Genomic DNA, 24,931 nt, shown 5'->3' on the forward strand with positions numbered 1-24,931 from the left:
GCCATGGCGAAAACGCGGGCCCAGGCGGAGCCGCGGAGACACGGCGGCACGCGGAGATGCGGCGGCACGCGGAGCCAGGCGAAGACGCGGGGACACGGACGCACGCGGAGACACCGACGCACGCCAAGCCGCGGCGGTCCTCAGGTCAGGCGCGGAGGCGGCGGACCAGTTTGCGGAGGCCGGCCTGCCAGCCGTCCGGGTCCTCGGCGCGGCGGAGGGCGTGCTGCGCGACCTCGGGGTGGGGCAGGATCAGGAACCGCTCCTCGGCCAGACCGGCGATCACGGCGTCGGCGACCCGGTCGGGGTGCAGCACCGCGCCGGAGGCGGCGATCACCCGCGCTCCGAGGTGCCCGGTGGCCAGCCCTTCGGCGAGCATCGGCGTGTCCACCCCCTGCGGGCAGAGCGCGCTGACCCGGATGCCCTGGTCCCGGTAGGTGACGGCGAGCCACTCGGCCAGGCCCACCGCCGCGTGCTTGGTCGCGCTGTACGGGGCGTCGCCGACGGCGGTGAGCAGCCCGGCTGCCGAGCAGGTGTGTAGCAGGTAGCCCTGGCCCCGGGCCAGCATCCCGGGCAGCACCGCCCGCGTGGAGTGGACGTGGGCGAGCACGTTGACCCGCCAGGCCCGGTCCCAGTCGGCGTCGACGGCGTCCAGCCCCGCGGCCGTGGCGACCCCGGCGTTGGCGCAGAACAGGTCGATGCGGCCGTACCGCCGCTCGGTGTCGGCCACCAGCGCGCGGACCTGGTCCTCTGCGGTGACGTCGAGGCCGGCGGCGTGGGCCACCGGGCCGACGGCCCCGGCGACGGCGCGGGCGGCGTCGGCGTCGAGGTCGGCCACGACGACTGCCGCCGCGCCCTCGGCGGCGAACCGGTGCGCGAGGGCCGCGCCGATGCCGCCGGCGCCGCCGGTGATCACGGCCACCCGGTCGGTGAGGTTCACGCCGGGCCCTCTCCCCCGGCGGGCCCGAGCCGGGCGATCAGGTCGGTCAGGGCCGCCGGGCCGCCGGCGGCCAGCTCGGGCGTGGGCAGCAGGGCCAGCACGGGTACGTCCACTCCGGCGTCGGCGTAGCGGCGCACCTGGTCGCGGCACTGCTCGGGGGAGCCGTGCAGCACGAGCGCGTCGACGACCTCGTCGGGCACGGCGGCGGCGGCGCCCCGCCGGTCCCCGGCCGCCCAGGCCCGCCACACCGGGTCGAGGATCTCCGCCCGGCCCAGCCAGCGGTGGAACGCCGCGTACGCGGGCACGGTCAGGTAGGTGGTGATGAGCCGGCGGCCGAGGGCGCGGGCGTGGCCGGCGTCGGAGGTGGGGCAGACGAAGATGCGGGCGACCACCTCGAACCCGTCGGGTCGCCCGCCCAGCTCGGCGACGGCGGTGGGCACGTCGTCGGCGGCCAGCCAGTTGAGGATCACCCCGTCGGCCTCGGCGGCGGCCAGCCGCAGCATGCCCGGGCGCAGGGCGGCCAGCAGCAGGGGTGGGGGCACGGCCGGCGGCCGTTCCAGGGTGAACCGGCGCACGGCGAAGGTGTCGTACGCGCCGTCGACGGTCTGCCCGGCCAGGGCGGCGCGCAGGAAGCGCAGCACGTCCCGGGTGCGCCTGAACGGCTCGTCGAAGGCGACGGCGTTCCAGTCACCCACCACCACGGGGGAGGACGCGCCGATGCCGAGGGCGAAGCGGCCGGGTGCCGCCTCGGCCAGCGCGGCGGCGCTCATCGCGAGCAGCCCGGGGCCCCGGGTGAAGGCGGGGGCGATGGCGGTGCCGAGGCGCAGCCCCGGCTGCCAGGCGGCGGCCAGCGCCAGCGGGGTGAACGCGTCGGCGCCGTTGACCTCGGACGACCACGCGTCGGTGAAGCCGGCCCGGCGCAGGGCGGCGTAGGCGGCGGCGTGGTCGGCGAGCGGGAGGCCGCCCAGCGGCACGGTCATGCCCCATCGGTTCGTCACCGGTCGATCCTGCCCGCTGCCCGCGGTCCCCGGCAAGGGCGGCGGATCATGGCGGATGCGGCGGAACCGGGTCGGGCCGGCGGGCTCGGGTGCTACGACTGCCGGGTGGAGCGGAACGACGGGGGGACCCGTTGAGCATGGCCGCCGGGCCGGAGCGGCCCCGCCGGTGGTGGCGGCGCGCCCCGCCGCCGGGCTGGGTGAGCGGCCTGCAACTGGCGAGCGCGGGTGCGACCCGGGCCACGTTCCTGGAGCTGTTCTTCGACCTGGTGTACGTCTTCGCGCTGACCCGGGTGTCGGCGCGGGCGTTCGAGGACCTGGCGGGGGAAGCGGGCGGCACGGACGGCTGGTCGCCGTTCACCGGCACGGGGAAGACCCTGCTGCTCCTGCTGGCGCTCTGGTCGGTGTGGCAGGGCACCACGTGGACCACCAGCCGGTACGACCCGTACCACTTCGGGTTGCAGGCGGTCGTGGTCACGGCGCTGGTGGCGAGCATGGTGATGGGGGTGGCGATCCCCCGCGCGTTCACGGAGAGCGGTTTGGCGTTCGCCGCCGCGTACGTGGTGGCGCAGGTGAGCCGGCCGCTGGTGCTGCTGATGGCGCTGGGTCAGCACGAGTACCGGCGGCTGAAGCTGCGCATGTTGATCACCTACCTGTTCCTCGGGGCGTTCTGGCTGGCCGGCGCCTTCCTGCCCACGAACCCGCGGGTCGTGCTGTGGGCGGCGGCGCTGGCCGGCGAGTACCTCGCCTCGCGGTTCGGCTGGCCGGTGCCGGGGCTCGACAGTTCCGTGCTCAACCGGTGGCAGGTGATCGGCGAGCACCTCGCCGAGCGCTACCAGCAGTTCTTCCTGGTCGCGTTGGGCGAGACGGTCCTGGTGGCCGGGCTCGCGTACAGCGCTGACCCCTCCGGGCTGACGCGCACGGCCGCCTTCGGCACCACCATCGTGATCTCGGTGCTGGTATGGCGGATCTACTTCCAACGGGCCGGGCAGATCCTGCCCGAGGCGGTGGCGAGGGCGGGCCAGCCGGCCCTCATCGGCCGGTCCGTCGCCGACACCCACCTGGTGATGGTGATCGGCCTGACCGTCACGGCGATCGGCCACGAGCTGACCATCGAGCACCCCTCCGGCCAGCCGGCGGCTGCCTGGATCGCCATGGTGGTGGGCGGGCCGGTGCTCTTCCTGGCCGGTCGTGCCCGCTTCGAGTACGAGGTCTTCGGCCGGGTGTCGCCGTCGCGGTGGATCGCGGCGCTGGCGCTGCTGGCGGCTGTGCCGGTCCTGCTGCGCCTGGCGACGCTGGTGTCGGCCGGCGCGGTGGCCGTGGCGCTGCTGGCGGTGGCGGTGGCCGACGCCCGGCGGGCCTGGGGCCGCCCGCCGGAGCAGCCCGCGCCGCCGTTCTGACTCCCGGCCGGGTTCCCGGGGGCAGGCGCGCGGCCCTGTCGGCCCTGCCGGCCCGGATGACGGGTCAGCCCGCCCGGTGACGGGTCAGCCGCCGCCCCGGTGACGGCCCTGCCGGCCCCGTGACGGTCAGCCGCCGAAGGCGAGCAGGCGCAGCCCGGCGGCGCTGAGCGCGGCCCGCTCGCCGTCGGTCAGCGGGTCCCGGCCGGTGGCCTTGCGGACCGTCGTCAGCCGGTCCCAGCCCAGGCCGGGCGGCACGGCCCGGCCGCCGGTCAGCAGCGCCGTGACGACCCGGGCCGCGGTCGGGGTCAGCCACGGCTCGCGGCCCAGGGCGGCGGCCAGGTCCAGGCCGTGCACGCCGACCTCGACCACCCGGGTCACCAGGAACTCGGTCAGGGCCATCGGGTCGCCGTGCCGGGTGCGGACCACCCGGTCGGCGCTCTGGCGGGCCACCGCCGCGTCGGCCGCGCGCCAGTCCCGGTCGAACGCGGCGGCGACCGCCGCCGGGCCGGTCGTCCTGCGGGCCTGCCGGCGGGCGCTGTCGACCCGGTCCCGGTCGACCTGCGGGGTGAACTTGGCCGCGCCGAAGTAGCCGGCGGCGTCCACCTCGGCGCGGGGCGGGGCCGGGGCGGCGAGCATGCCGGCGAGCCGGCCGGCGCCGGTGTGCACGTGGGCGACCAGGTCGCGCACCGCCCAGGGCGGGCAGCCGGTGGGCCGGTCCAGGTCGGCGGGGGCGAGGCCGCGCAGGACGTCGGCCAGCGCCGTGCACTCGTCGCGGAACGCCGCCCGCGCCGCGTCGTGGGTCGTCCGCACCGGTCCCCTCCCCCGCCGTCAGCCCTTGACGCGGGGCACCAGGCGGTGCACGACGGCGAGCAGCAGCGCCGCCACCACGGCCATCGTCCCGGCGATGCCGGCGGCGCTGCCGGCGTAGGCGACGAACAGCGACCGCCGGCCCATCTCGTCCGGGTCGAGCTGGGGCAGGTCGACCAGCCAGGACAGGGCCAGCGCCGAGGCGACCACGGCGATCGCCCCGCCCAGCCCCAGCACGACGGCGGCGACCCGGTGCGCGTCGGCGGGCTCCACCTGGGCCTGTTCCCGCTGGGTGACCAGGAGCAGCAGCCCGGCCAGCGCCGCCCAGACGCCGACGACGAGGAACGCCGCGACGGCGTCGCTGGGGCGGTGCCAGCCGGCGGAGAGCGTGGCCACGCCGGCCACGGCCGCGTACGCGGTGCCGAGGTACGCGCCGAGCACCCGGACCGTGGTCGGGAGGACCAGGATCAGCGCGAGGGCCACCGACGCGGCCACGGTGGTGTGCCCGCTGGGCAGGCTGTTGCCGGCGGCGGCCCGCTCGGGGTCGATGCCGACGTCGGGCCGGACCAGGAAGTGCTTGAGCAGTTGGGTGGTCACGTTCGCCCCGGCGATGAGCAGGGTCGCCGTGATGGCCAGGGCGACCCGCCGCCGGATGAGCGCGATGAAGCCGATCACCGCCGTCGCGGCCAGCAGCGACAGCGCCGACATGGTGTTGAGGACGCGGTTCACCGGCTCGGCGATGCGGTCCTGGCCGATCCGGTTGCCGGTGAGGGCGACCGTGTCGAGCCACTGGCCGAGCTCGGTGTGCAGGGCGGCGCGCCACACCACGAGGAAGGCGGCTGTCTGGGCCAGGGCCAGCACGACCAACCAGACCGCCGTCCAACCCCTCGCCGTCGCGCGCACCCGCACACCGTAGCGGCACCCGCCGTAGCGGCACCCGGTGGCCCGCCGGGGCCCTACGGTTAGTTTGGGGTGGACGTACAGGAGGTTGCCGGTGACCGCACCCGGGCCCGGAGGCCCTTCGCACCCCGTTCCGTCGCCGCCGCGAGACCGGCCCGAGTCCCTCGCCGACCTGCTCGGCGGGCGGCGCGGGGCGGTGGACGCCACCGCCCCGCCGGTGGCGTTCGCGCTCGGCTGGCTGGCCACCGGCCGTACGCTGGTCGGCGGGGTGGCCGCCGCCGTGCTGGTCGGCACGGTGGTCGCGGCCTGGCGGCTGCGCCGGGGGGACCGGCCGCGGTCGGTGCTGATCGGGCTGCTCGCGGTCTGCGTGGCCGCGCTGATCGCGTTGCGCACCGGGCGGGCCACCGACTTCTTCCTCGTCCAGGTGCTGTCGAACGTGGCCAGCGCGCTCGCCTGGGTGGTGAGCATCGTGATCCGCTGGCCGCTGCTGGGCGTCCTCGTGGGGGTGGCGCTGCGGCAGCGGGGCCGGTGGCGGCGCGACCCGGCGCTGCTGCGGGCGTACGGGCGGGGCAGCTGGGTGTGGGCGGCGACATACGCGGTGCGGGTGGCGGTGTTCGTGCCGCTCTACCTGGGCGGGCAGGTCGTGGCGCTGGTGGTGGCGCGGGTGGCGCTGACCTGGCCGCTGGTGGCGTCCGCGCTGGCGGTGAGCTGGCTGGTGATCCGCAGGTCGCTGCCGGCCGGGCATCCGGGGCTGCGGCACCCGGTGACGGTGCCCGGCTCCGGCGCCGCGCCGGACCCGGGGACGGAACCCGGGACGAATCCGGGGACGGAACCGGGCGTGGGAACGAAAAGGGAGAGGCCGCCACGGGGGGAGCGGCCTCTCCGGTGACGTACGTTACTCCGTCGGCGACCGTCACGTGATCCCTGGACGGTCACTTTTTCCGGGGCTTTTTCGCGGCAAGTTCAGCTTCGGGCGGTGGGGCGGGCCAGCCGGTCCGCTGCGTTGACCGGACGGCCGGCCCGCCCCGGCCTGACCGTGGGAGTCAGGCCGTCCGCCGACCGGGCTCATAGTTCCCCCGGGCCCGGCCGGGCTCCGGGTGGGCGGGCCGCGCCGCCCACCCGGAGGGGTCGGGTCACCCGTTCGGGAAGAGCATCCCGTAGTCCGCGTACGCCATGGCGATGTCGGACTGGGCCCAGAACCGGTGGTAGTTGAACGTCGGCTCGGGGCCGCCGTCGAGGTACGCCTGCACCTTCGGCCAGTCCGGGTCGTTCTTGTAGAACGACCGGATGTCCAGGAAGCTCTTGCCGGCGGCGATGGCGTCGCCGTTGGGCATCTTCCCGGTCCAGCCCGGGGGCACGTAGAGGCCCTGGCCGTCGGCGGCGTTGTAGACGTCGTCGAAGCGCTTGTAGTCGCCGCGCTTCTCCGTCGTCGAGACACCCTTGCTGTCGGCGGACGCGGACAGGGCGTCGAGCAGGCCCTTACCGGTGGTCTTGGCCGCCGTGTTGCCGGACTTGGCCGCGTACGCGATCAGGGTCCGGGCGAGGGAGCCGGTGACGCCGACGTCCTGGCCCGTGGAGGAGACCTCGACGTGCAGGTTGGTGTTGGCCGCCGGGCTGCTCGGGTTCCAGTTGGCGGGCTGGCCCGTCCACTTCAGCTCGGACGGGACCGACCAGTTGGTGCCCAGCGTGGTGTTCGCGATCGCCCACGGCACCCACTTGTCGAGCAGCGCCTTGGCCTTGGTGTTGCCGGTCTCCAGGTACAGCTCGGCGATGCGCTGCATCGACCAGACCTGCATGCCGAACCACTGGTTCGACGGCGGGTCGTTGTAGACCGGGTCGACGTCGTAGAACATGCCGTAGAAGGTGGCGGTGCCGGCCGGCGGGGTGCCGTAGTTGCCGTCCCAGCTGTTGGTGGCGCCACCGGCGATGCCGCCCTCGGCGGACTGGAGCCAGGTGTAGAACTCCAGCTGCCGGTCGAGGCTCTTCTGCCAGTCGCCGACCGCGGTCGGGGACTTCGGCTTGAGCTCGTTCACGTTGGTCATCGCCCAGGCCGCGAACGGGTTCTGGTAGCCGAAGTGGCTGTGGCTGGAGCCGATCCGCCACGACCAGTTCTGGCTGGTGTCGTACGCGCCGCCCCAGGCGTAGTACCAGGACAGCAGGTAGTGCGCCGAGTCCTTGCCGCTGCCGGCGGGGCAGGTGCTGGCCCCGACGCAGTTGCCGATCTTCTTGAAGTACTTGTCGTACATCGCGTACCGCAGGTAGTCGCCCATCTTGGCGGCCTTGGCCACGGTGGCGGCGACGTCGGCCTGCTTGCCCTGCGCCTTGGCCCAGGTCAGCGCCCAGTACGCGGCCTGCACGGCGCGGGCGTCGGCGTCGGGGGCGTTGGTGTACTTCCACTGCTTGGCGGGGGCGCCGGTGTCCTTGACGAACAGGTCGAGGTAGCCGTACTGCCCGCCGTGCTTGAAGGTGTCGCAGGACGGCTGCGGGATGGTCTCCCACACCGACTCCTGCGTGCCCCGCTGGAAGGTGTTGATGTACGCCGGCCGGGTGGTGCCGTCACCGCAGCGGCCGAAGCCGTAGGTGTTGTCGACGTCCATCAGCCAGTGCATGCCGTAGATGTCGCCGGTGCCGTAGGTGCTCTGCAGCTCCGAGCGCAGCGGGTCCTGGCCGACCGCGACGTTCGGGTTCAGCGCCGAGGGGTACTGGCTGGGCAGGTTGTACTCCGCGGCGTACTGCGGGGTGCCGGCGGAGCCCGCGGTGGGCTGGTCGGCGTGGGTGGGGATGATGTACTTCTCCATCACCGTCCACGCGTTGTTGAACGGGGACCAGTTCTGGGTCACCCGGCCGTAGTAGGCCTCCAGCCACAGCCAGTAGCTGAACGCCTCGGAGGTGGTCTCGTGGCCGTGGTCGGGCGCCTCGACGATCAGGGTCTCGATCGAGTGGTACGGCACGCCCTCGGGGCTGAAGTAGCCCGAGTTCTTGATCTTGCCGTACTGGTCGAGGAACTTCGCGACGTAGGCGTTGTCGCCACCGGGGGTGTCGTTGTCGATCTCGGTGGCGGTGACCACCACCGAGGAGACCCCGGTGCCGGCCGCGGTGATGGTGGCCGTGCCACCGGCGGTGTCGGCGTCCTCCGCCGCGGCGACCGTGACGGTGACCCCGGTGTTCCAGTTGCTCGGGGTCAGCGTGACGCTGGCCGGCGAGACCGTGATGTCGGTGTCACCCGCACGGGTGATGGCGACCGGCACGTTGCCCGAGGGCGCGGCGCTGAGCTTGAGGTTGAAGGTGCTGCTGCCACCCTCGTTGACGCTCACCGCGGAGGGCGTGGCGACCAGCGCCGGGCCGGTGGCGGGGCTGACGGTGAACGACTTCTCCGACACGCCGATGCCGTTGGCGTTGTCGTACGCCTTGGCCTGGACCGTGTAGTTGCCGGACGGCAGCGAGGTCAGCGTGTACGCGTACGGCGCGGAGGTGTCGGTGTTGACCAGCATGCCGTTGCGGTAGAACTCGACCTTGCTGATCGTCCCGTCCGGGTCGCTGGCGGTGGCGGTCAGCGGCACGTCGGCCGGCGCGGTGAACGGGCCGGTGGGCACGCCGAGGGTGACCGTCGGCGGCTGGTTGGCCGGGGTGCCGTTGCACGGGGTGCCGTTGAGGGTGAACGCCGTGGGCTTCGGGTTGCTGCCGGAGTAGCTGCCGTTGAACCCGATGGTGGTCGACGCCCCGGTGCCGAGGCTGCCGTTGTACGACTCGTTGGTCGCGGTCACCTCGCTGCCGGACTGGCTCCACTTGGCCGACCAGCCCTGGACCACCCGCTGACTGCTGTTGGGGAAGGTCCACTTGAGCGTCCAGCCGTTGACGGCGTCGCCCAGGTTCTTGATGGTGACGTTGCCGGTGAAGCCGCTGCCCCAGTCGTTGGTGGCGTAGACCACGTCGCACGCCGGGGCGGCCTGCGCGGCGCCGGCCGGCAGGGCGATGCCGCCGACGACCAACGTGGTGGCGGCGAGCATCGCCGTCCGGCGACGTCTTGCCATGAGTCTCATGTGCGCGGTGTCTCCTCGGACCAGGCCGGGGCCGCAGGGCCCCGGCGGGGCGCCTCCACGCGCGCGGGGCACGGGGGGACGGAGGCGCTCGGGAATGGTGGTCGATCCGGCCCGGTCGGGGTGTGTGTGGCTGCGGTGCGTCGACGCTGGTCGACGACGCCGCGACCCTCCTCGGGGTGCCGTCCGGATGACCGGATGCCCTCGGCGACCCGCACTCACGCGAGCTGGCTCCTCGTCGCAGTGTTCGACAGTCTTGCATGGAAGCGCTCCCACGACAAGAAGAGTCCACGAACGAGCAGCTACTTGTTTCGATCTCGTTTTGGGGCTTTCACAAACCGGTGACGGGCGTTACAGTCGCTGCATCGCCGATGGGAGCGCTTCCATCGACGGAGGTCACAGAAGGTGTTGACCGGGAGCGTCGTGCCCGCGACGTCCCCGGCACATTGCCCGAAGGCTGACGGCGGGCCAGCCCGGACGCCGCCGCCAGCCACCACCCACCGGCAATGGAGGGAGGTGGAACCAGAGCCACTCGCGTGGCCCGGCTCCCGCGCGACACGCACGGCAGGACGCCAATTCCACTCGTGCGTGTGTGCAAACAAAGGTGGGGACGGGGGTTGCCCTCCCCCGTCCCCACACTAAACCCCCCGACACCATGGGAAAAGAGGCCGACGGGTCAGGCGTGTCACGCCACCCGGCCGGCCTCGCTCGCTATGGGCGTAGCCGGCGGGCGTCTCGCAGCCACGACCGACGCCCCGACATCGCCTCCCACCAGCGCATTCGCGCAACCGGCCACGCGCCGGACCAGCCCGCACAACAGAGCCGACCCGCCACAGGCGGGCTCGGCCGCCCCCGCCTGCCTTATGCTGGGAGCGCTCCCGGCCGTGCGGCGGTGGGCACCCATCACGAGGAGAAGGCCCCATGTCGATGCTCACCCGGCGGCGGCTACTCAGCCGCGCCGCACTCTCCGCCACCGCCGGGGCCACCGGCGCCGGCCTGCGCGTGGGCGGCACGGCCGCCACCGCCGCCGTCTCCGGCGGCCTGGCCACCGGATGCGACGCCGGCACCGACCCCGACACCGACCCCACCGACGGGCCCCGGGGCGACCTGCGCTTCCCGACCGGTTTCCGCTGGGGCGCGGCCACCTCGGCATACCAGGTGGAGGGCGCCACCAAGGAGGACGGCCGGGGCGAGTCGGTCTGGGACACCTTCAGCCGCACCCCCGGCCGGACCCGCAACGGCGACACCGGCGACATCGCCGCCGACCACTACCACCGCTACGCCGACGACCTCGACCTGATGCGCGACCTGGGGCTGCGCAGCTACCGGTTCTCCATCTCCTGGCCGCGCATCCAGCCCGACGGCACCGGCACGCCCAACCAGCGGGGTCTCGACTTCTACCGCCGCCTCGTCGACGGGCTGCACGAACGCGGCATCTCGCCGATGGCCACCCTGTTCCACTGGGACCTGCCGCAGACGTTGCAGGACGCCGGCGGCTGGGAGAACCGCGACACCGCCTACCGGTTCGCCGAGTACGCCGAGCTGCTCTACCGCGGCCTCGGCGACCGGATCCCGGTCTGGCTGACCATCAACGAGCCGAAGACCGTGGTGCAGAACGGCTACCTGCACGGCCACCACGCCCCCGGCTTCCAGGACCCGCAGGCGGCCTACCTGGTCGCCCACCACCTCCAGCTCGGGCACGGCCTGGCCGTGGAGGCGCTGCGGGCCACCGGCAGCGACGCCCGGATCGGCCCCGCCCTCAACCTGCACCCCTGCTACCCGGCCGACGACAGCGCCGAGGCGGCCCGCGCCAGCCACCTCTACGACGGCTACGAGAACCGCCTCTACCTCGACTCGATCCTCAAGGGCAGCTACCCGGCGGACGTGCTGGCCGACCTGGGGCCCGACAGCCGGATGGCGCGCGGCATCCGCGACGGCGACCTGAAGATCATCTCCGCGCCGATCGACCTGCTCGCCGTGCAGTACTACACCCCGTACTACGTGACGGCCACCGGCGACACGATCACCCGCTGGCCCACCTCGCAGGCGGACTGGCAGCAGATCTACCCCGACGGCATGTACGACATCCTGACCCGGGTGACCCGCGACTACGGCCCGGTCCCGCTGACCGTCACGGAGAACGGCCTGCCGCAGGCGGACACCCTCTCCCCCGACGGGACCGTCGACGACTCGGGCCGGATCAGCTTCCTGCGCGACCACATGGCGGCCGCGCACCGGGCCGTCACCGACGGGGTGCCGCTGGAGAGCTACCACGTCTGGTCGCTGCTGGACAACTTCGAGTGGGCGGAGGGCTACGACCAGCGCTGGGGCCTGATCTACGTGGACTACCCCACCCAGCGCCGGGTGCCCAAGCGCAGCGCGCTGTGGTACCGCGAGGTGATCCGGGCCAACGGCCTGTAGCCGGGAACTCCCCCGCCGGGCGGGCACGGTCGCTCCGCACCGCCCGGCGGGCGGTCCGTCGGGCCGGCGGACCGTCCGGCGGGCCCTCTCCCCGGGCGCGCTCAGCCCAGCGGGGGCAGCGCCTGCTGGAGCTCGGCGCGCAGCGCCGGGGTGAGCATCTCGCCGGCCTGCTTGGCCAGCCGCGCCATCTCGTAGCCGACCACGCCGATGTCGGCGTCCCCGGCGGCCAGCGTGGCCAGGATCGAGCCGTCGCGCACCTGCATCACCAGGAAGTAGCCGCGGCCCATCTCCACGACGGTCTGCTTGACGATGTCGCCGTCGAACATCTGCGCCGCGCCGGCGGTGATGCTCATCACCCCCGAGGTCACGGCGGCGAGCTTGTCGGCGTGGTCGCGCGGCAGGTGGTCGGAGACGGCGACCAGCAGCCCGTCCGAGGAGACCACGATGGCGTGCGCCACCCCGGGCACCCGTTGCGCGAACGCGCTGACCAGCCAGCTCAGGTCCCGTGCCTCCTGGCTCAACGTCATCATTGCTGGTTCCCTTCGGTGCGCCCGCCGGCCGGCGGCAGGAAAATCTCGGTGGTCTCCTCGGCCTCGGCCCGCCGTACGCCGCTGTAGAGCCGCGTCAGCATGCCGCCCACGGCCTCCGGGTCCGGGTCGTGCCGCGGGGCCGGCGTCTGTGGCCGCGCCGGCTGCGTGACGGCGGCGAGCTGGGCCATCGGCACCCGGACGGGCAGCCCGTGCTCGTTGACGCCCCCGGTCACCGGCACCGCGGGCGGCACGGGATCGGGGCTCGCCGTGCCGGCCGCCGGACCCTGCCGTGACCACCAGCCGCCCCCGCCGGGGGCGGCCGGGCCGGCGGCCGGGGTCAGCACGTCCTCGGCCCGCACCGGCACCGACCGGCCCGGCCTGGGCACGGTGACGCTGCGCGGCCGGCGACCCGCCACCGGCTGCTCCGCCGGCTCCGGGGGCACGGCGACGCCCGGCGGCCGGGCCGGGTCCCGGGCCGCGGCGCCGCCCGCCGGGCGACCGCCCGCCACCGGGGCGGGGTCGTCGGCCAGGGGCGCGGTCACCCGGGGCAGGTTGGTCAGCGTGGTGGTCAGCATCCGTGGGGACACGGGCGGGTCCAGCTCCACCATCGGCGGGGCGGCGGTGAGCAGCGGGGCCGGGATGTGCACCCGGGCCACCAGGCCGTCGGGGGCGGAGTGCAGGCGCACGACGACCGCGTGCCGGGCCGCGAGGTGGCTGACCACGAACAGGCCCATCCGCTCGGACGCGGCGACGTCGGCCGCCGGCGGGGTCGCCAGCACCTCGTTCGCCTCGGCGAGCGCCGCCGGGGTCATGCCCAGCCCCCGGTCGACGATCTCCACCACCGCGCCGGGCCCCTCGGGGCCGGCGGTGACCAGCACGGCGGTGTCCGGCCGGGAGAACGTCGTGGCGTTCTCCAGCAGCTCGGCGAACAGGTGGACCAGGTCGCCGATGACGTGCCCGACGACGTGCAGGTCGGCCACCTGCTGGTGGCGCACCCGCTGGTACTGCTCGATCTCGGCGCTGGCGGCCAGCAGCACCGCGCCCAGCGCCACCGGCCGGTTCCACCGCCGGGTCGACTCGCTGCCGGCGAGCACCAGCAGGCTCTCGTCGTTGCGTCGCATGCGGGCGGCGAGGTGGTCGAGCTTGAACAGGTTCTCCAGCTGGTCGGGGTCGCTCTCCTCCCGTTCCAGGCTGTCGAGCAGCTCCAGCTGCCGCTCCACCAGGACCTGGCTGCGCCGGGCGAGGTTGACGAACATCAGGTTGACGTTGCGGCGCATGGTCGCCTGTTCCACCGCGACGCTGACGGCGCTGCGGTGCACCGCGACGAACGCCTCGGCCAGCTCGCCGACCTCGTCGAGGGAGCGGACGACCGCCGCCGGCACCTCGATGTCGGACACCCCGCCGCTGACCTGGCGGAGCCGGTCGAGGGCGTCCGGGAGCTCGATCTGGGCGATCCGCAGCGCCTGGCCGCGCAGCAGCCGCATCGACCGGGCGATGGTCCGGCCGACCAGCACCGAGATCAGCAGGGCCACCAGCAGCACCGCGACGATCCCGCCCGCCACCAGCAGGGTGGTGCGCAGCTGGCCGGCGCTGGCCTCGTCGGCCCGGCGCACCGCGTCGTCGACGACGCTGGCCTCCAACTGCCGCAGCAGCTCCTGGCGCTGCTCGCTGGCCGCCCACCACTGCGGGGCGGGCAGCACCCGGGGCTCCGCGCCGCCGCTGGGCAGGCTCTGCTCCTCCAGCTTCGCGGCGGCGGTGAACGCCGGGTCGACGGAGACCGCGTCGTAGCGGCGGATCTGCTCGGTGGTGGCGGCGACCCGGAACGCGCCGAGGGCGGTGAGCTGCTGCGCCCGCAGGTCGGTCAGCTCGACCTGGTCCTCCACCCCGTAGCGGCCGGCGCGGGCGGCGGCGTACAGCTCCGCGCGGACGCGGGAGGAGAGCTCCTTGACCCGGGCGAGCTGGACGTAGCGCAGCACGGCCTCGTTGAGCGCCCGCCGGTCCTCCCCCGGCGAGGGCTGGGCGAGCAGGTTCAGCAGGGCGGAGACCGCCCGGTGGTAGTTGCTGAGGATCGTGTCGCTGGCCAGCACCGCCGGGGGCACCGCCGCGCGGATGTAGACGACCTGGTCGTACGCCTCCAGCGCCGCCGAGTAGGCCACCTGCCAGGCGGCGTCGGCGTCGGCCAGCGGGCCGGCCGCCCGCCGCAGCTCCCGCACGGCGGCGTCGGTGCCGGACTGCAACGGCTTCAGCGCGGCGATCGCGGCGTCCCGGGCGACGCCGCCTCCCCCGCTGCGGCGCAGCTCCGCCAGCTCGCCGGCGGTGCGGTCGCGTTCCTGCTGGAGCTGGTGCACGGCGTCGGTGATCTGCCGCCCGATGCCCACCTGACGCGCGAAGTCGCTCAGTTCGGTGGTGCGCCCGACCAGGCCCTGCGTCTGCACGCCGGCCAGCACCAGGAACGCCACGGACGGGATGACCAGGACGGTGGCGAGCTTGGTCCCCATCCGCCAGTCCCGCAGCCGCAGCGGCGAGCGGCGGCGGTGCGGCACGACGCGGACGTCGAACCGACGCCTGCGGTGGTTCGACACCCCGCTCCGCGCCGGGTCGGGACCTGCGCCCACACCTGCCTCCTAGGTCCCTCGCGTCCGCCGCACACCGGAGCGCGGGTCCATCCAACCAGGCCCGACGGCGGTGTCAACGGACCGACCTGAGGGCGGGCTCAGGAAGGATACCGAGGGTGGCGCTGTCCTGACGGGGTCGGTGAGGGCGGCTCATCCGTCCGGCCGATGGCCACGAGCGGCACCGCCGCGTCCAGCCGGCCCAGCGCCACCCGGGCCGCGCCCGTCGCGCCGACCTCCGGGTCGGGGTGGTGGTAGACGCGGCGGGGCGCGAGGACCTCGGCGAACGACTCCCGCCACCACGCGGAGGCCTCCACGGCCCCGCCGCCCAGCACCACCTCGACCGGCCCGCCCACGGTGGACTCCAGCTCGACGAGGTCGGCCGCGACCAGCCGGCAGACCCCGGACATCAGGCCGGCGAGGATGTCGACCGCGCCGGTGCCGAAGCTCAGCCCGCCCAGCGCGCCTGAGCCGGCCGGCGCGTGGCCGGGCGGCCGGTCGCCCCCGAAGTGCGGGTCCGCCGCGACGCCGCCGCCCCGGGGGATCCGGGCCAGCGCGGCGTCCAGGGCGGCGCCCCGGGGCAGCCGCAGCTCGCGGTCGGCCCAGGCGAACAGGTTCCCCCCGGAGGAGTACGCCGCCCCGGTGACCACGTGGTCGTGGTCGACCCGGTAACGCCACAGCCGGCCCGGCAGCGGCGGCAGCTCCGCGCCGGCCGGCACCGCCTGGACCAGCCGGACGGCCGACGAGGTGCCGACCGTCACCGCCGCCCGGCCCGGGTCCACCGCGCCCGAGCCGACGTTCGAGGCGGCCCCGTCGCCCACCGGCGCCGCCCAGGCCGCGTCGGCGAGCTGCGGCCAGCGGCGGGCGTGCTCGGGGCGCAGCCGCCCCCGCCAGCCGTCGCCGGCCAGCTCGGGGAGCTGCCCCGGGCCGGTGGCGGCCAGCTCGCACGCCTCGGCGTCCCAGGTGAGGGTGCGCAGGTCGAGCAGGCCGGTGCCGGACGCCTGGGAGACCGACATCGGCGCGGCGTCGAGCAGGCCGCCCAGCACGTACTCGGCGAGGCCGACGAACCGGGCGGGCGGGGCCGACGCGCGCTCGCGCAGCCACGGCAGCCGCACCGACCAGTAGCAGCGGTGCCACCAGGTGCCGGTGCGGCGGTGGAACGCGGCCTCGTCGGCCGGGCCGGTCGCGCCCGCCGGGGGCTCGGGGCGGGTGTCGAGCCAGGTGAGCACCGGCCCCAGCGGCTCGCCGGCCCGGTCGACCGGCAGCACCGAGTGCCACTGTGCGCTGGTGGCGACCAGGCCGACGTCGCGCAGGTGCCCGCCGGCGGCCAGCTCGTCGAGGCACTCGGCGAGGCAGGCCAGGTAGGTCGGGGCGTCCAGCGTGCCCGCGCCGTCGTCGTCGACGGCGACGCGCACCTTGCGGCGGGCGAGCGCGCCGGGGCGCGGCACGGCGTCCGGGTCCAGCACGAGGCCACGCACCGAGGAGGTGCCCAGGTCGAGGGCGAGGATGTTCATCGTGGCTCACCGTACCGGGCGACCGCCGGGCCGGCCCGGCGGTCGACGTCGCCGCAGGTCGCCCGGCGGCCGGTCCCGTACCCCGGGATCGGGTTCCCCGGCGGTGGGCGCGCGCGTAGGGTGACGGCATGCCCGCGCACCTGCCCTGCTGGTGGCCCGCCGACCCGGCGGCCCACCCCCGCGCGTAGCTTCCCCACGCGGCCGCCCCACGAGGCGGTCGCCGGTTCTCTCCCCGGCCCGGGGCCGCCACCGACGGCGCCGCCCGGCCACCACCAGGAGAAACCCGATGATCCGCCCGCACGACCTGCTCGCCGCCGTCGCCGACGGCGTCGACCCCGGCCCCTTCGCGCTCGTCCGCCGCGAGGGCGCCGACCACCTGGAGCTGTTCACCGGCACCGTACGCGCCGTCGACCGGCTCGCCGACGTCCCGCTGCCCGACGGCCCGGCCGGGCCACGCACGCTGGCGCTGGTGCCGTACCGGCAGGTCACCGAGCGGGGGTTCGCCTGCGTCGACGACGGGACCCCGCTGGAGTGCCTCCAGATCGCCGGGCACGCCCGGTTGCCCCTGGCCGACGTCGTCGCCGCCCTGCCCGACGCCCCGGTGGCGACCGCCGACGCCGGGTTCGACATCGCCGACGCCGAGTACGCCGACACGGTCGCCCGGGTGCTCGCCGAGGAGATCGGCCGGGGCGAGGGGGCGAACTTCGTCGTCCACCGCACGATGCGCGCCACCGTGCAGGGCTCCCCGCTGGTCGCCGCCCTGGCCGCTTTGCGCCGGCTGCTGCTGCGCGAGCGCGGCGCGTACTGGACGTTCGTGGTGCACACCGACACCCGGATCCTGGTCGGGGCGAGCCCCGAGCGACACGTCAGCGTCGACGACGGCCTGGTCATGATGAACCCGATCAGCGGCACCTTCCGGCACGGCGGCACCGCCGACACCGCCTCGCTGCTGCGCTTCCTCACCGACCCGAAGGAGGTCGACGAGCTCTACATGGTGCTCGACGAGGAGCTGAAGATGATGGCCACCGTCGCCGAGCGCGGCGGGCAGGTCGTCGGCCCCTACCTCAAGGAGATGTCACACCTGGCGCACACCGAGTACCTGCTCGCCGGGCAGAGCTGCCTGGACGTGCGGGACGTGCTGCGGGAGACGATGTTCGCCCCGACGGTCACCGGCAGCCCGATGGAGAACGCCTGCCGGGTCATCGCCCGGCACGAGCGCACGGGGCGGCGCTACTACGCCGGGGTGCTGGCCCTGCTGGGCCGCGACGACGCCGGCCGGCAGACCCTGGACGCGCCGATCCTGATCCGCACGGCGGAGATCTCCCCCGGCGGGGAGCTGCGGGTGCCGGTCGGGGCGACGCTGGTGCGCCACTCCACGCCCGAGGGCGAGGTGGCCGAGACGCACGCCAAGGCGGCCGGGGTGCTGGCCGCCCTCGGGTTGCGCCCGGACGCCCCCGACCTCGGGCCGGGCCCGGCGCCCCGGCTGGCCGACGACCCGCAGGTCCGCGCCGCGCTGGCCGCCCGCAACGCCCCGCTGGCCCGGTTCTGGCTGGACCAGCGCCCGCCGGGGGCGGTGGCCCTGCCCGGGTTGGCCGGCCGCCGGGCGCTGATCGTCGACGGGGAGGACACGTTCACCGGCATGCTCGCCCACCAGCTGCGCGCCCTCGGGCTCGCCGTCGAGGTGGCCCCGTGGCACCGCCCGGCCGGCGACGACGCGTACGACCTGGTGGTCGCCGGCCCCGGCCCGGGCGACCCGAGGGCGGTGGACCAGCCGAAGATGGCGGCCCTGCGCGGGCTGCTCGCCCGGCGGCTCGCGGCCGGCGCGCCGACCCTCGCGGTGTGCCTGGGCCACCAGTTGCTCGCCGGGCTGCTCGGGTTGCGGCTGCACCGGCGCGACGCGCCGTACCAGGGGTTGCAGCGTGACGTCGGCGTGTTCGGCACGAGCCGCCGGGTGGGGTTCTACTCCACGTTCACGGCCGTCGCCGACGCCGACCGGGTGGCCAGCGCGTACGGGCCGGTGGAGCTGGCCCGCGACCCGGTCGACCACGCGGTGCACGCGCTGCGCGGACCCGGCTTCGCCGGGGTGCAGTTCCACCCCGAGTCGGTGCTCAGCCGCGACGGCCTGGCGGTCCTGGCCGACCTGCTGGGCCACCTGCTGTCGGTGCCGCCGGGCCGGTCGCCGGCCGTGGCCCGCGCCCGGGGATGAGGGCCGCCGGCCGCCGGCGGTCAGCCGGCGGCCAGGCCCCGCTTCAGCGCCGCGCCGATCTGCACCGCCCGCTTCGCGGTCAGCGCGGTGGCGGCAAGCGCCACGTGGTCCGGCGGGACCTCGCCGTTGTTGCTGGTGTGCGAGGCGCCGTACGGGTTGCCGGCGACGAACTGGCTCGGGTCGGTGTAGCCGGGGGTGACGACGACGCCGCCCCAGTGGTAGAAGACGGTGAGCAGCGACAGCAGGGTCGACTCCTGGCCGCCGTGCGAGGTCGCCGTCGAGGTGAACGCGGAATAGACCTTGTCCGCCAGCGCGCCGCGCGCCCACAGCGGGCCGGTGGTGTCGATGAACTGCTTGAGCTGGGCGGCGACCATGCCGTAACGGGTGGGCGACCCGAGGATCACCACGTCGGCCCAGGACAGGTCGTCCGGCTCGGCCTCCATCACGTCCTGGGTTTCGAGGCGGTGCGCCTGCCAGCCCGAGTTGGACCGGATCGCCTCGTCCGGTGCGAGCTCACGCACCTTGCGCAGGCGGACCTCCGCGCCGGCCTCGCCGGCGGCCTCGCAGGCGGACTGCGCCATCTGATACGTGATGCCGGTCGCGCTGTAGTAGATCACGGCGACCTTGATCCGGCCCTCCATCGGGTCCTCCTCGCTCTCCGGTCAGCCCTGGCGACTACCCGTCGCCTGCGGCGTCAAACGTCGGCCGGCGGGCGTGCCGGACGGCCCGCGTCCGCCGGGCGATAGCCTGGTGCGGTGATCCTGCCCCTGCCCGACGGCGAGTTCCGGGCGTACCTGTTCGACTGCGACGGCACCATCGTCGACTCGATGCCCCAGCACCACACGGCCTGGCGGCGGGCCCTCGGCGAGTGGGGCTGCGACCTGCCCGAGGACCTCTTCTACGCCTGGGCCGGGCGGCCGGTGGCCGACATCGTCGCCGACCTCAACGCCCGGCACGGCCTGACGATGCCGGTGGAGGCCGTCGCCGCCCGCCGGGAGGCGCTCTACCAGGAGCTCCTGCCGACGGCGACCGGCGTGCCCGGGGTGCTGCGGCACATCGACGACGCCCACGGGCGGGTGCCCTTCGCCGTGGTCTCCGGCAGCACCCGGGAGTCGGTCACCGCGTCCCTCGGCGCGCTCGGCATCCTCGACCGGTTCGACACCCTGGTCTGCGCCGGCGACTACGCCCGGCCCAAGCCCGACCCGGAGGCGTTCCTGCTCGCCGCCCGGCTGCTGGGCGTGCCACCGGCGGCCTGCCTGGTCTTCGAGGACGCCGACCTGGGCATCCAGGCCGCCACCGCCGCCGGCATGGCCTCGGTGCGCGTCCCGCAGCCCCGGCGGGGCTGACCGGCCGCGGCGACGCGGGGCGGCGGGTGGCCGGCCCGGCTGGCTGGCTGGCTGGCTGGCTGGCTCAAGTTTTGCGCAAGTTCCACGGATCGCGGGTCCCCACCGGGCCGTCGCGCGCCATCCTGATCGCACCGGCGCCGGCCGCCCGGGCCGTCCGCCGGCGCGCCGGTCGACCTGAACGGGGGATCGCGCTCCGTCGGCGACGAGGCCGGCGTAGCGCGATCAGGGGGCGGTGGCCGGTCCGGGGAGCCCAGCGCCGCCGACGCCTCGGCGAGGTCCACGCCCGGCGCGAGCACCGGGGCCCGGTCGGGACGTCACGCCAGCGGCGTGGCCGCCGTGCGGGCGGGGGTGAGTTCCCGCAGCCGTTCGAGTGCCGCCGCCGTCGGGCTGGCCGGTTCGGCCTGGTAGACGACGAGCTGCTGGTCCGGGGCGGTGTTGACGGTGAAAGCCGAGAGATCGATGTGCAGGTCACCGACCTGCGGGTGCCGCAGGTGCTTGCGCTCCTGCGACTTTCCCCTGACCTCGTGCAACCGCCAGAGCCGGGCGAAGTCGTCGCTGGCCTGCGACAGTTCCTCGACGACCTCGGCGATCCGCACTGATGCGGGGTCGAAGCCGTACGCGGCGCGCATCTCGGCGACACAGCTGTGCGCCGCCCGCTCCCAGTGCCGGTAGAAGTCGCGGCCGGCCGGGTCGACGAAGACCATTCGGGCCAGGTTGTCGAAACGCGCGAATCCGCTGTGCAGGGCGGTGGCCATCGAGTTGGCCGCCAGCACGTCGAGAGCAGGGCCGACGACGAACGCCGGGGAGGCCCACCCTTCCACGAGCTGCCGGAGGCTGCCGCCGACATCGTCGCCGCGGTGATGCCGGGGACGCTGGGTCTCGTCGAGGCAGAGCCGGTGCAGGTGGTCGGTGGCCTCGGCGTCCAGTCGCAGGGCCGCGGCCACCGCAGTGACGACCTGCGGGGACGGACTGGTCTCCCGGCCCTGCTCGAGGCGGATGTAGTAGTCGGCGCTGACGCCGGCCAGCAGCGCGACCTCCTCGCGGCGCAGGCCGGGCACGCGGCGACGCCCGTATTCCGGCAGGCCGACCTCGTGGGGCTTGAGGGCCTCGCGGCGGGCGCGGAGGAAGTCACCGAGCGGCGTCTCACGGCTCATGACCGAAGGTTAGTTCGCCGTTTCCGCAGGCGCAGGTGACGCGAGCCGGCCCGCCGGCCGGCTCGGGGTCGATCCGGTCAGGCTGCGGGCTTCGCGTCGAGGATGTGGTCGCGGGAGGCCGCGACCTCGTCCCGCAGCGTGGCCAGGTCCACGTCGAGCAGCCGCCCGGCCCACTTGCGGACCGTGCCGGCGATGAAGACGGTGTCGATGTTGCGGGCGTCGGCGCCGAGCACCACGGTGCCGATCGCGTCGTTGAGCGGCATGGTGTTGATGTCCTCGGCCCCGATGACCAGCAGGTCGGCCTGCTTGCCCGGGGTCAGCGACCCGGTGACGTCGCCGAGTCCGTTGGTGCGGGCGCCCTGCGCCGTGGCGAAGTCCAGCACGTCGAAGGTGCTGATCCGGCGCGGCTCGCCGCCGGTGCCGTAGGCGGCGTTGACCGCCCGCATCCGCTGAATGGCGTGCAGCGCCCGCATCTGGGTGAACATGTCACTGGCGAGCGCGACCTCCACGTCGATGCTCAGGCCGGGGCGCACCCCGACGGCAAGGGCTTCGTCGATGGCGGGGATGGCGGTCTCCAGCCCGATCTGGGCGTCCGACGTGGGGGCGAGGGCGATGGTGGTGCCGGTGTCGCCGATGGCGCGCCACGCCTCGGCGGTGAGGCCGGTCGCGTGGATGAGGGTGACGTCGGGGCCGAGCAGCCCCTGCCGCCGCCAGGCGAGGATCGCGCGCGAGGACGGCTCACCGAAGACGGCGTCGACGCTGACGCCGACACCCAGCCGGCGCGCCTGCTCGGCCAGGCGGGGACCGTAGGCCAGGTCGGGGCCGGCGATCTCGTCGGTGGCCAGGGTGGCGAGACGGAAGGTGAGCAGGTCACCGGCGTACCGGTCCCGCAGCCGGGCCACGTCCGCGGGCCACTGCCTGTCCCAGTCGCCGAAGTGCGGGGCCATGCTGGCGTGCACGCCGCGGATCCCGGCGTCCAGCAGGGCCTGGATCGCGTGCTCGGAGTGCGCGGCGGACCGGGAGTTGTGGGAGAAGTCGAGCATCGTGGTGATGCCGCTGTCGATGGCGGTCAGGGCGGCCAGCCGGGTGCCGACGTACATGTCGTGGGGCCGGTAGACGGGTGCGTATCCCATGAGCGTGCTGGTCACGTACCCGCCGAGATCATCGACGTCGGGCATGAGGCGGCGCAACTGCGCCTCCCAGGCGTGCCGGTGGGTGTCGACGAAACCGGGCGTCAGGATGGCGCCGGAGACGTCGACGACGATCGCGTCACCGGCATCCAGGCCGGTGCCGACGGCGGCGATCGTGTCGCCGTCGATCAGGACGTCGCCGGCGGGCAGGACACCCAGCGCCGCGTCCATGGTGACCACGGTCGCGCCGGTGAGCAGGATGCGCCGCCCGGGCTGGTCGCGGAGCTGGGCGAGCTGGGATGCGCGGTGGGAGTCGTCGGCGTACATCTCAAGTCCTTTGCTCTCGATCTTGGCAGGTCGGGCGTCGGTCGCTGGCGGTCGTCGGGCTCCGCCGCCGTGTCGGACGACCGGCTGCAACCAGCGTCGCGGGGTCGGCGACCGGCAACCAGGACGAGGATTTCCTGGGTGTGACGCACCCACCCTCGGGGCCGGCGACCGCGCCCAACCTCGATCACGTGACGTCGATCGAGGGCCTCGCCGCGTTGCTCCGGCTGTACCGGAAGCGGCTGACGCCTGCCGCCGCCGAGCTGCCGGACGCCGGGCGGCGCCGCGTCCCCGGGCTACGGCGGGCCGAGGTGGCGGCCTGCGAGTGCTGATCGGGCAGCTGGGTGCACTGCCCGCTTACGTGCTCGGTCGCACCCAGGACGTGCTGGCCGTCAATGCGCTCGGCGCGGCCCTGTGGCAGGGTTTCGCCCGGCACGACAACCTGCTGCGGATGCTGTTCCTGGACCCGGAGGCGGACGGCTTCCACCGGGATCCGGAGCGCGCCCGGCACCGCAGCATCGGCCGCCTCGAGTTGCGCCACCAGGTGTTCCGCGACCGGGCGTCGGCCGGTCAACAGCTGGTCGTGCGGCACCCGGAGCCGGGCTCGGCCTCCGCCGACGCGCTCGTGCTGCTCAGCGCCATGCTGACCCGCCCGCCGGATCAGGGCCGTCAGCGGCGCTCCCATTCATGACCGGGCCCCGGAATGCTTCCGGAGCGGCCCGGGTAGCCACGTCGTGACCCACGAGAGGAAGGACGAGCCAATGCGACTGACCGAGCAGCAGATCCGCTCGCTGTACGGGCAGGACGTCCGGGACCGCTCGGGTGCGAGGATCGGCAGCGTGGGCCAGGTGTGGGCCGACGCCGCCGGCGAGCCGACCTGGGTCAGCGTCAAGACCGGGACGATGGGCCACCACGAGTCGATGGCCCCGCTCCAGTCGGCCCGGATGCAACAGGACAGGCTGGGCCTGCCCTACGACAAGGCGACCGTGCGCGGCGCGCCCAGCGTCGAGGCGGGCACCGACGAGCCGCTGGACGCCCGGCAGCTCACCCAGCTCTACGCGCACTACCAGCTCCCGCCGCCCACCCCGCCGGCCCCGCCGCGCCAGCAGGCCGCCGGCTACCCGCGGGGGCCGGAGCTGACCCGCTCCGAGGAGCGGCTGCTGGTGGGCACCGAGAACGAGTCTGCCCGGCCCCGCCGCTGATCCGACGCCCCGGCGGTGACCTGCCGCTCGGACGGCCCGACCCCGGGCGGGCGGATCCCCGGTGATCCGCCCGCCCGGCCGCGGATCCGGCGGGTGTCGGTGACCGGCCCTATGCTGACCGTCGAGGTGGAGGAAGGCGGCGCAGACGTGGCGACGAGCGGAGCGCGTGGGCGGGCGGGCGGCGCGGGAACGGCGGCGGCGCTGACCGGCCGGGCGGAGCTCACCGGCGCGGAGGCGCTCGCGCTGCGGATGACCGCCCTGCTGCTGCGCCCCCACCCCACGGCCCGCCCCGGGAGCGTGGCCGGGGTCGTCGAGTGGTTCGGCGCGATGCAGGCGCAGGACGCGGCGAGCGGCCTGTGGTCGCTCGGGCTGCGGCTGCCCGGCTGGACGCAGGCCGACGTGCAGGCGGCCCTGGAGCGGCGGGAGGCGCTGCGCACCTGGCCGATGCGGGGCACCGTGCACCTGGTGCCGTCCCGGGACGCCCGGTGGATGCTGGACGTCACCGGCGTGCGCACCCTGGCCGCCGCCGGGCCCCGCCGGGCGGTCCTCGGGCTCAGCCTGGCGGAGGCCGACCGGGCCGCCGACGTGCTCGGCGCGGCGCTGGCCGGCGGGGCGCGGCTGACCCGGTCGCAGTGCCAGGCCACGCTCGACGTGGCCGGCATCGACACGACCGGCCAACGCGGCTACCACCTGCTGTGGTATGCGGCGCAGAAGGGCGTCACCTGCATCGCCCCGCACGTCGGCACGGAGCAGACGTTCGCGCTGCTCGACGAGTGGGTGCCAGACCCGCACCGCCCCGACCGCGACGAGGCCCTCGGCCTGCTGGCGGTGCGCTACTTCCGCAGCCACGGCCCCACCACCCGGCAGGACTTCGCCGGCTGGACGGGCCTGACCGCCACCGACGCGAAGCGGGGCATCGCCGCCGCCGGCGACGCGCTCACCACCGTGACGGTCGACGGCGCGGAGGCGGTGGCCGACCCGGCCCTGCTCGACGCGCCCCGCGCCCCGGTCGACGACGTGCACGCCCTGCCCGGCTTCGACGAATACCTGCTGGGTTTCAAGGACCGGTCGCTGATGGTCGCCCCGGAGCACAGGCAGGCGATCGTCCCCGGCGGCAACGGGGTGTTCCAGTCGACGGTGGTGCGCGACGGCCGGGTGGCCGGCACGTGGAAGCGGACGCTGGGCAGGACGCGGGTGAAGGTGGCGGTGCGCCCGCTGGTCGACCTCGACGCCGCCACCCGGGCGCGGGTCGACGCGGCGCTGGCGGCGTACGCGGCGTTCGTCGGGCTCCCGCCGGCGGTGGAGTGGCCCGGTCCGGCCTGACCGTCCGCCGACGCCGACGCCGACGGTGCGGTGGATGGCCCGTGTTCGACCTGACCTGCACCCGTGGCCCCGGATTGGCCCGAGACCGGCCGA

General features: G+C 75.1%; 20 protein-coding genes. 9 read left to right on the top strand and 11 right to left on the bottom strand.

Annotated elements, in window-relative coordinates; translation table 11 throughout:
• Window positions 1–145: 145 nt before the first annotated feature.
• Both O7633_RS08295 and O7633_RS08300 read right to left on the bottom strand, forming a co-directional pair.
• A complete protein-coding gene (locus O7633_RS08295; protein ID WP_282327176.1) occupies window positions 146–937 on the bottom strand; it encodes an SDR family oxidoreductase in 792 nt (263 codons plus the stop codon).
• Window positions 934–1,917: an LLM class F420-dependent oxidoreductase gene (locus O7633_RS08300; RefSeq protein WP_282328490.1), complete on the bottom strand. Its 984-nt coding sequence runs from the start codon at window positions 1,915–1,917 to the stop codon at window positions 934–936. The genes O7633_RS08295 and O7633_RS08300 overlap by 4 nt, the downstream gene beginning before the upstream one ends.
• A 155-nt stretch (window positions 1,918–2,072) precedes the next feature.
• On the opposite strand from O7633_RS08300, the gene O7633_RS08305 reads away from it, so the two are divergent.
• Window positions 2,073–3,332 carry a low temperature requirement protein A gene (locus O7633_RS08305; RefSeq protein ID WP_282327177.1) on the top strand — a complete coding sequence of 420 codons (1,260 nt, stop codon included), beginning with the start codon at window positions 2,073–2,075 and terminating at the stop codon, window positions 3,330–3,332.
• A 126-nt stretch (window positions 3,333–3,458) separates the two neighbouring features.
• On the opposite strand, the gene O7633_RS08310 is transcribed toward O7633_RS08305, so the two are convergent.
• Both O7633_RS08310 and O7633_RS08315 read right to left on the bottom strand, forming a co-directional pair.
• The gene (locus O7633_RS08310) at window positions 3,459–4,142 is read right to left on the bottom strand and encodes a maleylpyruvate isomerase N-terminal domain-containing protein (RefSeq protein WP_282327179.1); all 684 of its coding nucleotides are present in this window, start codon (window positions 4,140–4,142) and stop codon (window positions 3,459–3,461) included.
• Between the two features lie 18 nt (window positions 4,143–4,160).
• Window positions 4,161–5,048: a phosphatase PAP2 family protein gene (locus O7633_RS08315; RefSeq protein ID WP_074474224.1), complete on the bottom strand. Its 888-nt coding sequence runs from the start codon at window positions 5,046–5,048 to the stop codon at window positions 4,161–4,163.
• A gap of 85 nt (window positions 5,049–5,133) precedes the next feature.
• Here O7633_RS08315 and O7633_RS08320 point away from each other — a divergent pair, with 85 nt between their 5' ends.
• The gene (locus O7633_RS08320) at window positions 5,134–5,928 is read left to right on the top strand and encodes a DUF3159 domain-containing protein (protein ID WP_282327180.1); all 795 of its coding nucleotides are present in this window, start codon (window positions 5,134–5,136) and stop codon (window positions 5,926–5,928) included.
• A gap of 244 nt (window positions 5,929–6,172) precedes the next feature.
• On the opposite strand, the gene O7633_RS08325 is transcribed toward O7633_RS08320, so the two are convergent.
• Window positions 6,173–9,070, bottom strand: a complete 2,898-nt coding sequence (locus tag O7633_RS08325; protein ID WP_282328491.1) for a glycoside hydrolase family 48 protein — start codon at window positions 9,068–9,070, stop codon at window positions 6,173–6,175.
• A gap of 927 nt (window positions 9,071–9,997) precedes the next feature.
• On the opposite strand from O7633_RS08325, the gene O7633_RS08330 reads away from it, so the two are divergent.
• Window positions 9,998–11,497 carry a GH1 family beta-glucosidase gene (locus O7633_RS08330; RefSeq protein ID WP_282327181.1) on the top strand — a complete coding sequence of 500 codons (1,500 nt, stop codon included), beginning with the start codon at window positions 9,998–10,000 and terminating at the stop codon, window positions 11,495–11,497.
• Between the two features lie 101 nt (window positions 11,498–11,598).
• Here O7633_RS08330 and O7633_RS08335 read toward each other — a convergent pair whose 3' ends face one another.
• From O7633_RS08335 to O7633_RS08345, 3 genes are all read right to left on the bottom strand, one after another.
• Window positions 11,599–12,018 carry a roadblock/LC7 domain-containing protein gene (locus tag O7633_RS08335; RefSeq protein ID WP_347405227.1) on the bottom strand — a complete coding sequence of 140 codons (420 nt, stop codon included), beginning with the start codon at window positions 12,016–12,018 and terminating at the stop codon, window positions 11,599–11,601.
• Window positions 12,019–12,023: 5 nt separating this feature from the next.
• Entirely contained in the window at window positions 12,024–14,642 is a 2,619-nt protein-coding gene (locus O7633_RS08340; RefSeq protein WP_282327182.1) for a nitrate- and nitrite sensing domain-containing protein, read from the bottom strand.
• A 98-nt stretch (window positions 14,643–14,740) separates the two neighbouring features.
• Entirely contained in the window at window positions 14,741–16,153 is a 1,413-nt protein-coding gene (locus O7633_RS08345) for an FGGY family carbohydrate kinase (RefSeq protein WP_282327184.1), read from the bottom strand.
• A gap of 286 nt (window positions 16,154–16,439) precedes the next feature.
• Between O7633_RS08345 and O7633_RS08350 the strand changes: the two genes are divergently transcribed.
• Window positions 16,440–18,359 carry a chorismate-binding protein gene (locus tag O7633_RS08350; RefSeq protein ID WP_282327186.1) on the top strand — a complete coding sequence of 640 codons (1,920 nt, stop codon included), beginning with the start codon at window positions 16,440–16,442 and terminating at the stop codon, window positions 18,357–18,359.
• A gap of 20 nt (window positions 18,360–18,379) precedes the next feature.
• Here O7633_RS08350 and wrbA read toward each other — a convergent pair whose 3' ends face one another.
• Window positions 18,380–19,000, bottom strand: a complete 621-nt coding sequence (wrbA, locus tag O7633_RS08355) for an NAD(P)H:quinone oxidoreductase (protein WP_178065667.1) — start codon at window positions 18,998–19,000, stop codon at window positions 18,380–18,382.
• Window positions 19,001–19,114: 114 nt separating this feature from the next.
• Between wrbA and O7633_RS08360 the strand changes: the two genes are divergently transcribed.
• On the top strand, window positions 19,115–19,705 hold the full coding sequence (locus O7633_RS08360; protein WP_282327188.1) for an HAD-IA family hydrolase: 591 nt from the start codon (window positions 19,115–19,117) through the stop codon (window positions 19,703–19,705).
• A gap of 314 nt (window positions 19,706–20,019) precedes the next feature.
• On the opposite strand, the gene O7633_RS08365 is transcribed toward O7633_RS08360, so the two are convergent.
• Together O7633_RS08365 and O7633_RS08370 are read right to left on the bottom strand one after the other, a co-directional pair.
• The gene (locus O7633_RS08365; protein ID WP_282327189.1) at window positions 20,020–20,859 is read right to left on the bottom strand and encodes a helix-turn-helix transcriptional regulator; all 840 of its coding nucleotides are present in this window, start codon (window positions 20,857–20,859) and stop codon (window positions 20,020–20,022) included.
• 77 nt (window positions 20,860–20,936) lie between these two features.
• On the bottom strand, window positions 20,937–22,316 hold the full coding sequence (locus tag O7633_RS08370) for an amidohydrolase family protein (protein WP_282327190.1): 1,380 nt from the start codon (window positions 22,314–22,316) through the stop codon (window positions 20,937–20,939).
• 188 nt (window positions 22,317–22,504) lie between these two features.
• On the opposite strand from O7633_RS08370, the gene O7633_RS08375 reads away from it, so the two are divergent.
• From O7633_RS08375 to O7633_RS08390, 4 genes are all read left to right on the top strand, one after another.
• A complete protein-coding gene (locus O7633_RS08375) occupies window positions 22,505–22,645 on the top strand; it encodes a hypothetical protein (protein ID WP_348776321.1) in 141 nt (46 codons plus the stop codon).
• On the top strand, window positions 22,639–23,004 hold the full coding sequence (locus O7633_RS08380) for a hypothetical protein (RefSeq protein WP_282327191.1): 366 nt from the start codon (window positions 22,639–22,641) through the stop codon (window positions 23,002–23,004). The genes O7633_RS08375 and O7633_RS08380 overlap by 7 nt, the downstream gene beginning before the upstream one ends.
• A 70-nt stretch (window positions 23,005–23,074) precedes the next feature.
• Complete coding sequence (locus O7633_RS08385) at window positions 23,075–23,515, top strand: PRC-barrel domain-containing protein (RefSeq protein ID WP_282327192.1); 441 nt, start codon at window positions 23,075–23,077, stop codon at window positions 23,513–23,515.
• 249 nt (window positions 23,516–23,764) lie between these two features.
• Complete coding sequence (locus tag O7633_RS08390) at window positions 23,765–24,838, top strand: winged helix DNA-binding domain-containing protein (RefSeq protein ID WP_282328492.1); 1,074 nt, start codon at window positions 23,765–23,767, stop codon at window positions 24,836–24,838.
• Window positions 24,839–24,931: the final 93 nt, after the last annotated feature.

The organism is Micromonospora sp. WMMD712, from assembly GCF_029581295.1.
Classification (GTDB): Bacteria; Actinomycetota; Actinomycetes; order Mycobacteriales; family Micromonosporaceae; genus Micromonospora; species Micromonospora carbonacea.

Excerpts from the sequence above, each read along its gene's own strand:
- O7633_RS08300 (WP_282328490.1), bottom strand. The coding sequence starts at position 1,917 with ATGACCGTGCCGCTGGGCGGCCTCCCGCTCGCCGACCACGCCGCCGCC.
- O7633_RS08305 (WP_282327177.1), top strand. The coding sequence starts at position 2,073 with ATGGCCGCCGGGCCGGAGCGGCCCCGCCGGTGGTGGCGGCGCGCCCCG.
- O7633_RS08325 (WP_282328491.1), bottom strand. The coding sequence starts at position 9,070 with ATGGCAAGACGTCGCCGGACGGCGATGCTCGCCGCCACCACGTTGGTC.
- O7633_RS08330 (WP_282327181.1), top strand. The coding sequence starts at position 9,998 with ATGTCGATGCTCACCCGGCGGCGGCTACTCAGCCGCGCCGCACTCTCC.
- O7633_RS08345 (WP_282327184.1), bottom strand. The coding sequence starts at position 16,153 with ATGAACATCCTCGCCCTCGACCTGGGCACCTCCTCGGTGCGTGGCCTC.
- O7633_RS08350 (WP_282327186.1), top strand. The coding sequence starts at position 16,440 with ATGATCCGCCCGCACGACCTGCTCGCCGCCGTCGCCGACGGCGTCGAC.
- wrbA (WP_178065667.1), bottom strand. The coding sequence starts at position 19,000 with ATGGAGGGCCGGATCAAGGTCGCCGTGATCTACTACAGCGCGACCGGC.
- O7633_RS08365 (WP_282327189.1), bottom strand. The coding sequence starts at position 20,859 with ATGAGCCGTGAGACGCCGCTCGGTGACTTCCTCCGCGCCCGCCGCGAG.
- O7633_RS08370 (WP_282327190.1), bottom strand. The coding sequence starts at position 22,316 with ATGTACGCCGACGACTCCCACCGCGCATCCCAGCTCGCCCAGCTCCGC.
- O7633_RS08385 (WP_282327192.1), top strand. The coding sequence starts at position 23,075 with ATGCGACTGACCGAGCAGCAGATCCGCTCGCTGTACGGGCAGGACGTC.
- O7633_RS08390 (WP_282328492.1), top strand. The coding sequence starts at position 23,765 with ATGACCGCCCTGCTGCTGCGCCCCCACCCCACGGCCCGCCCCGGGAGC.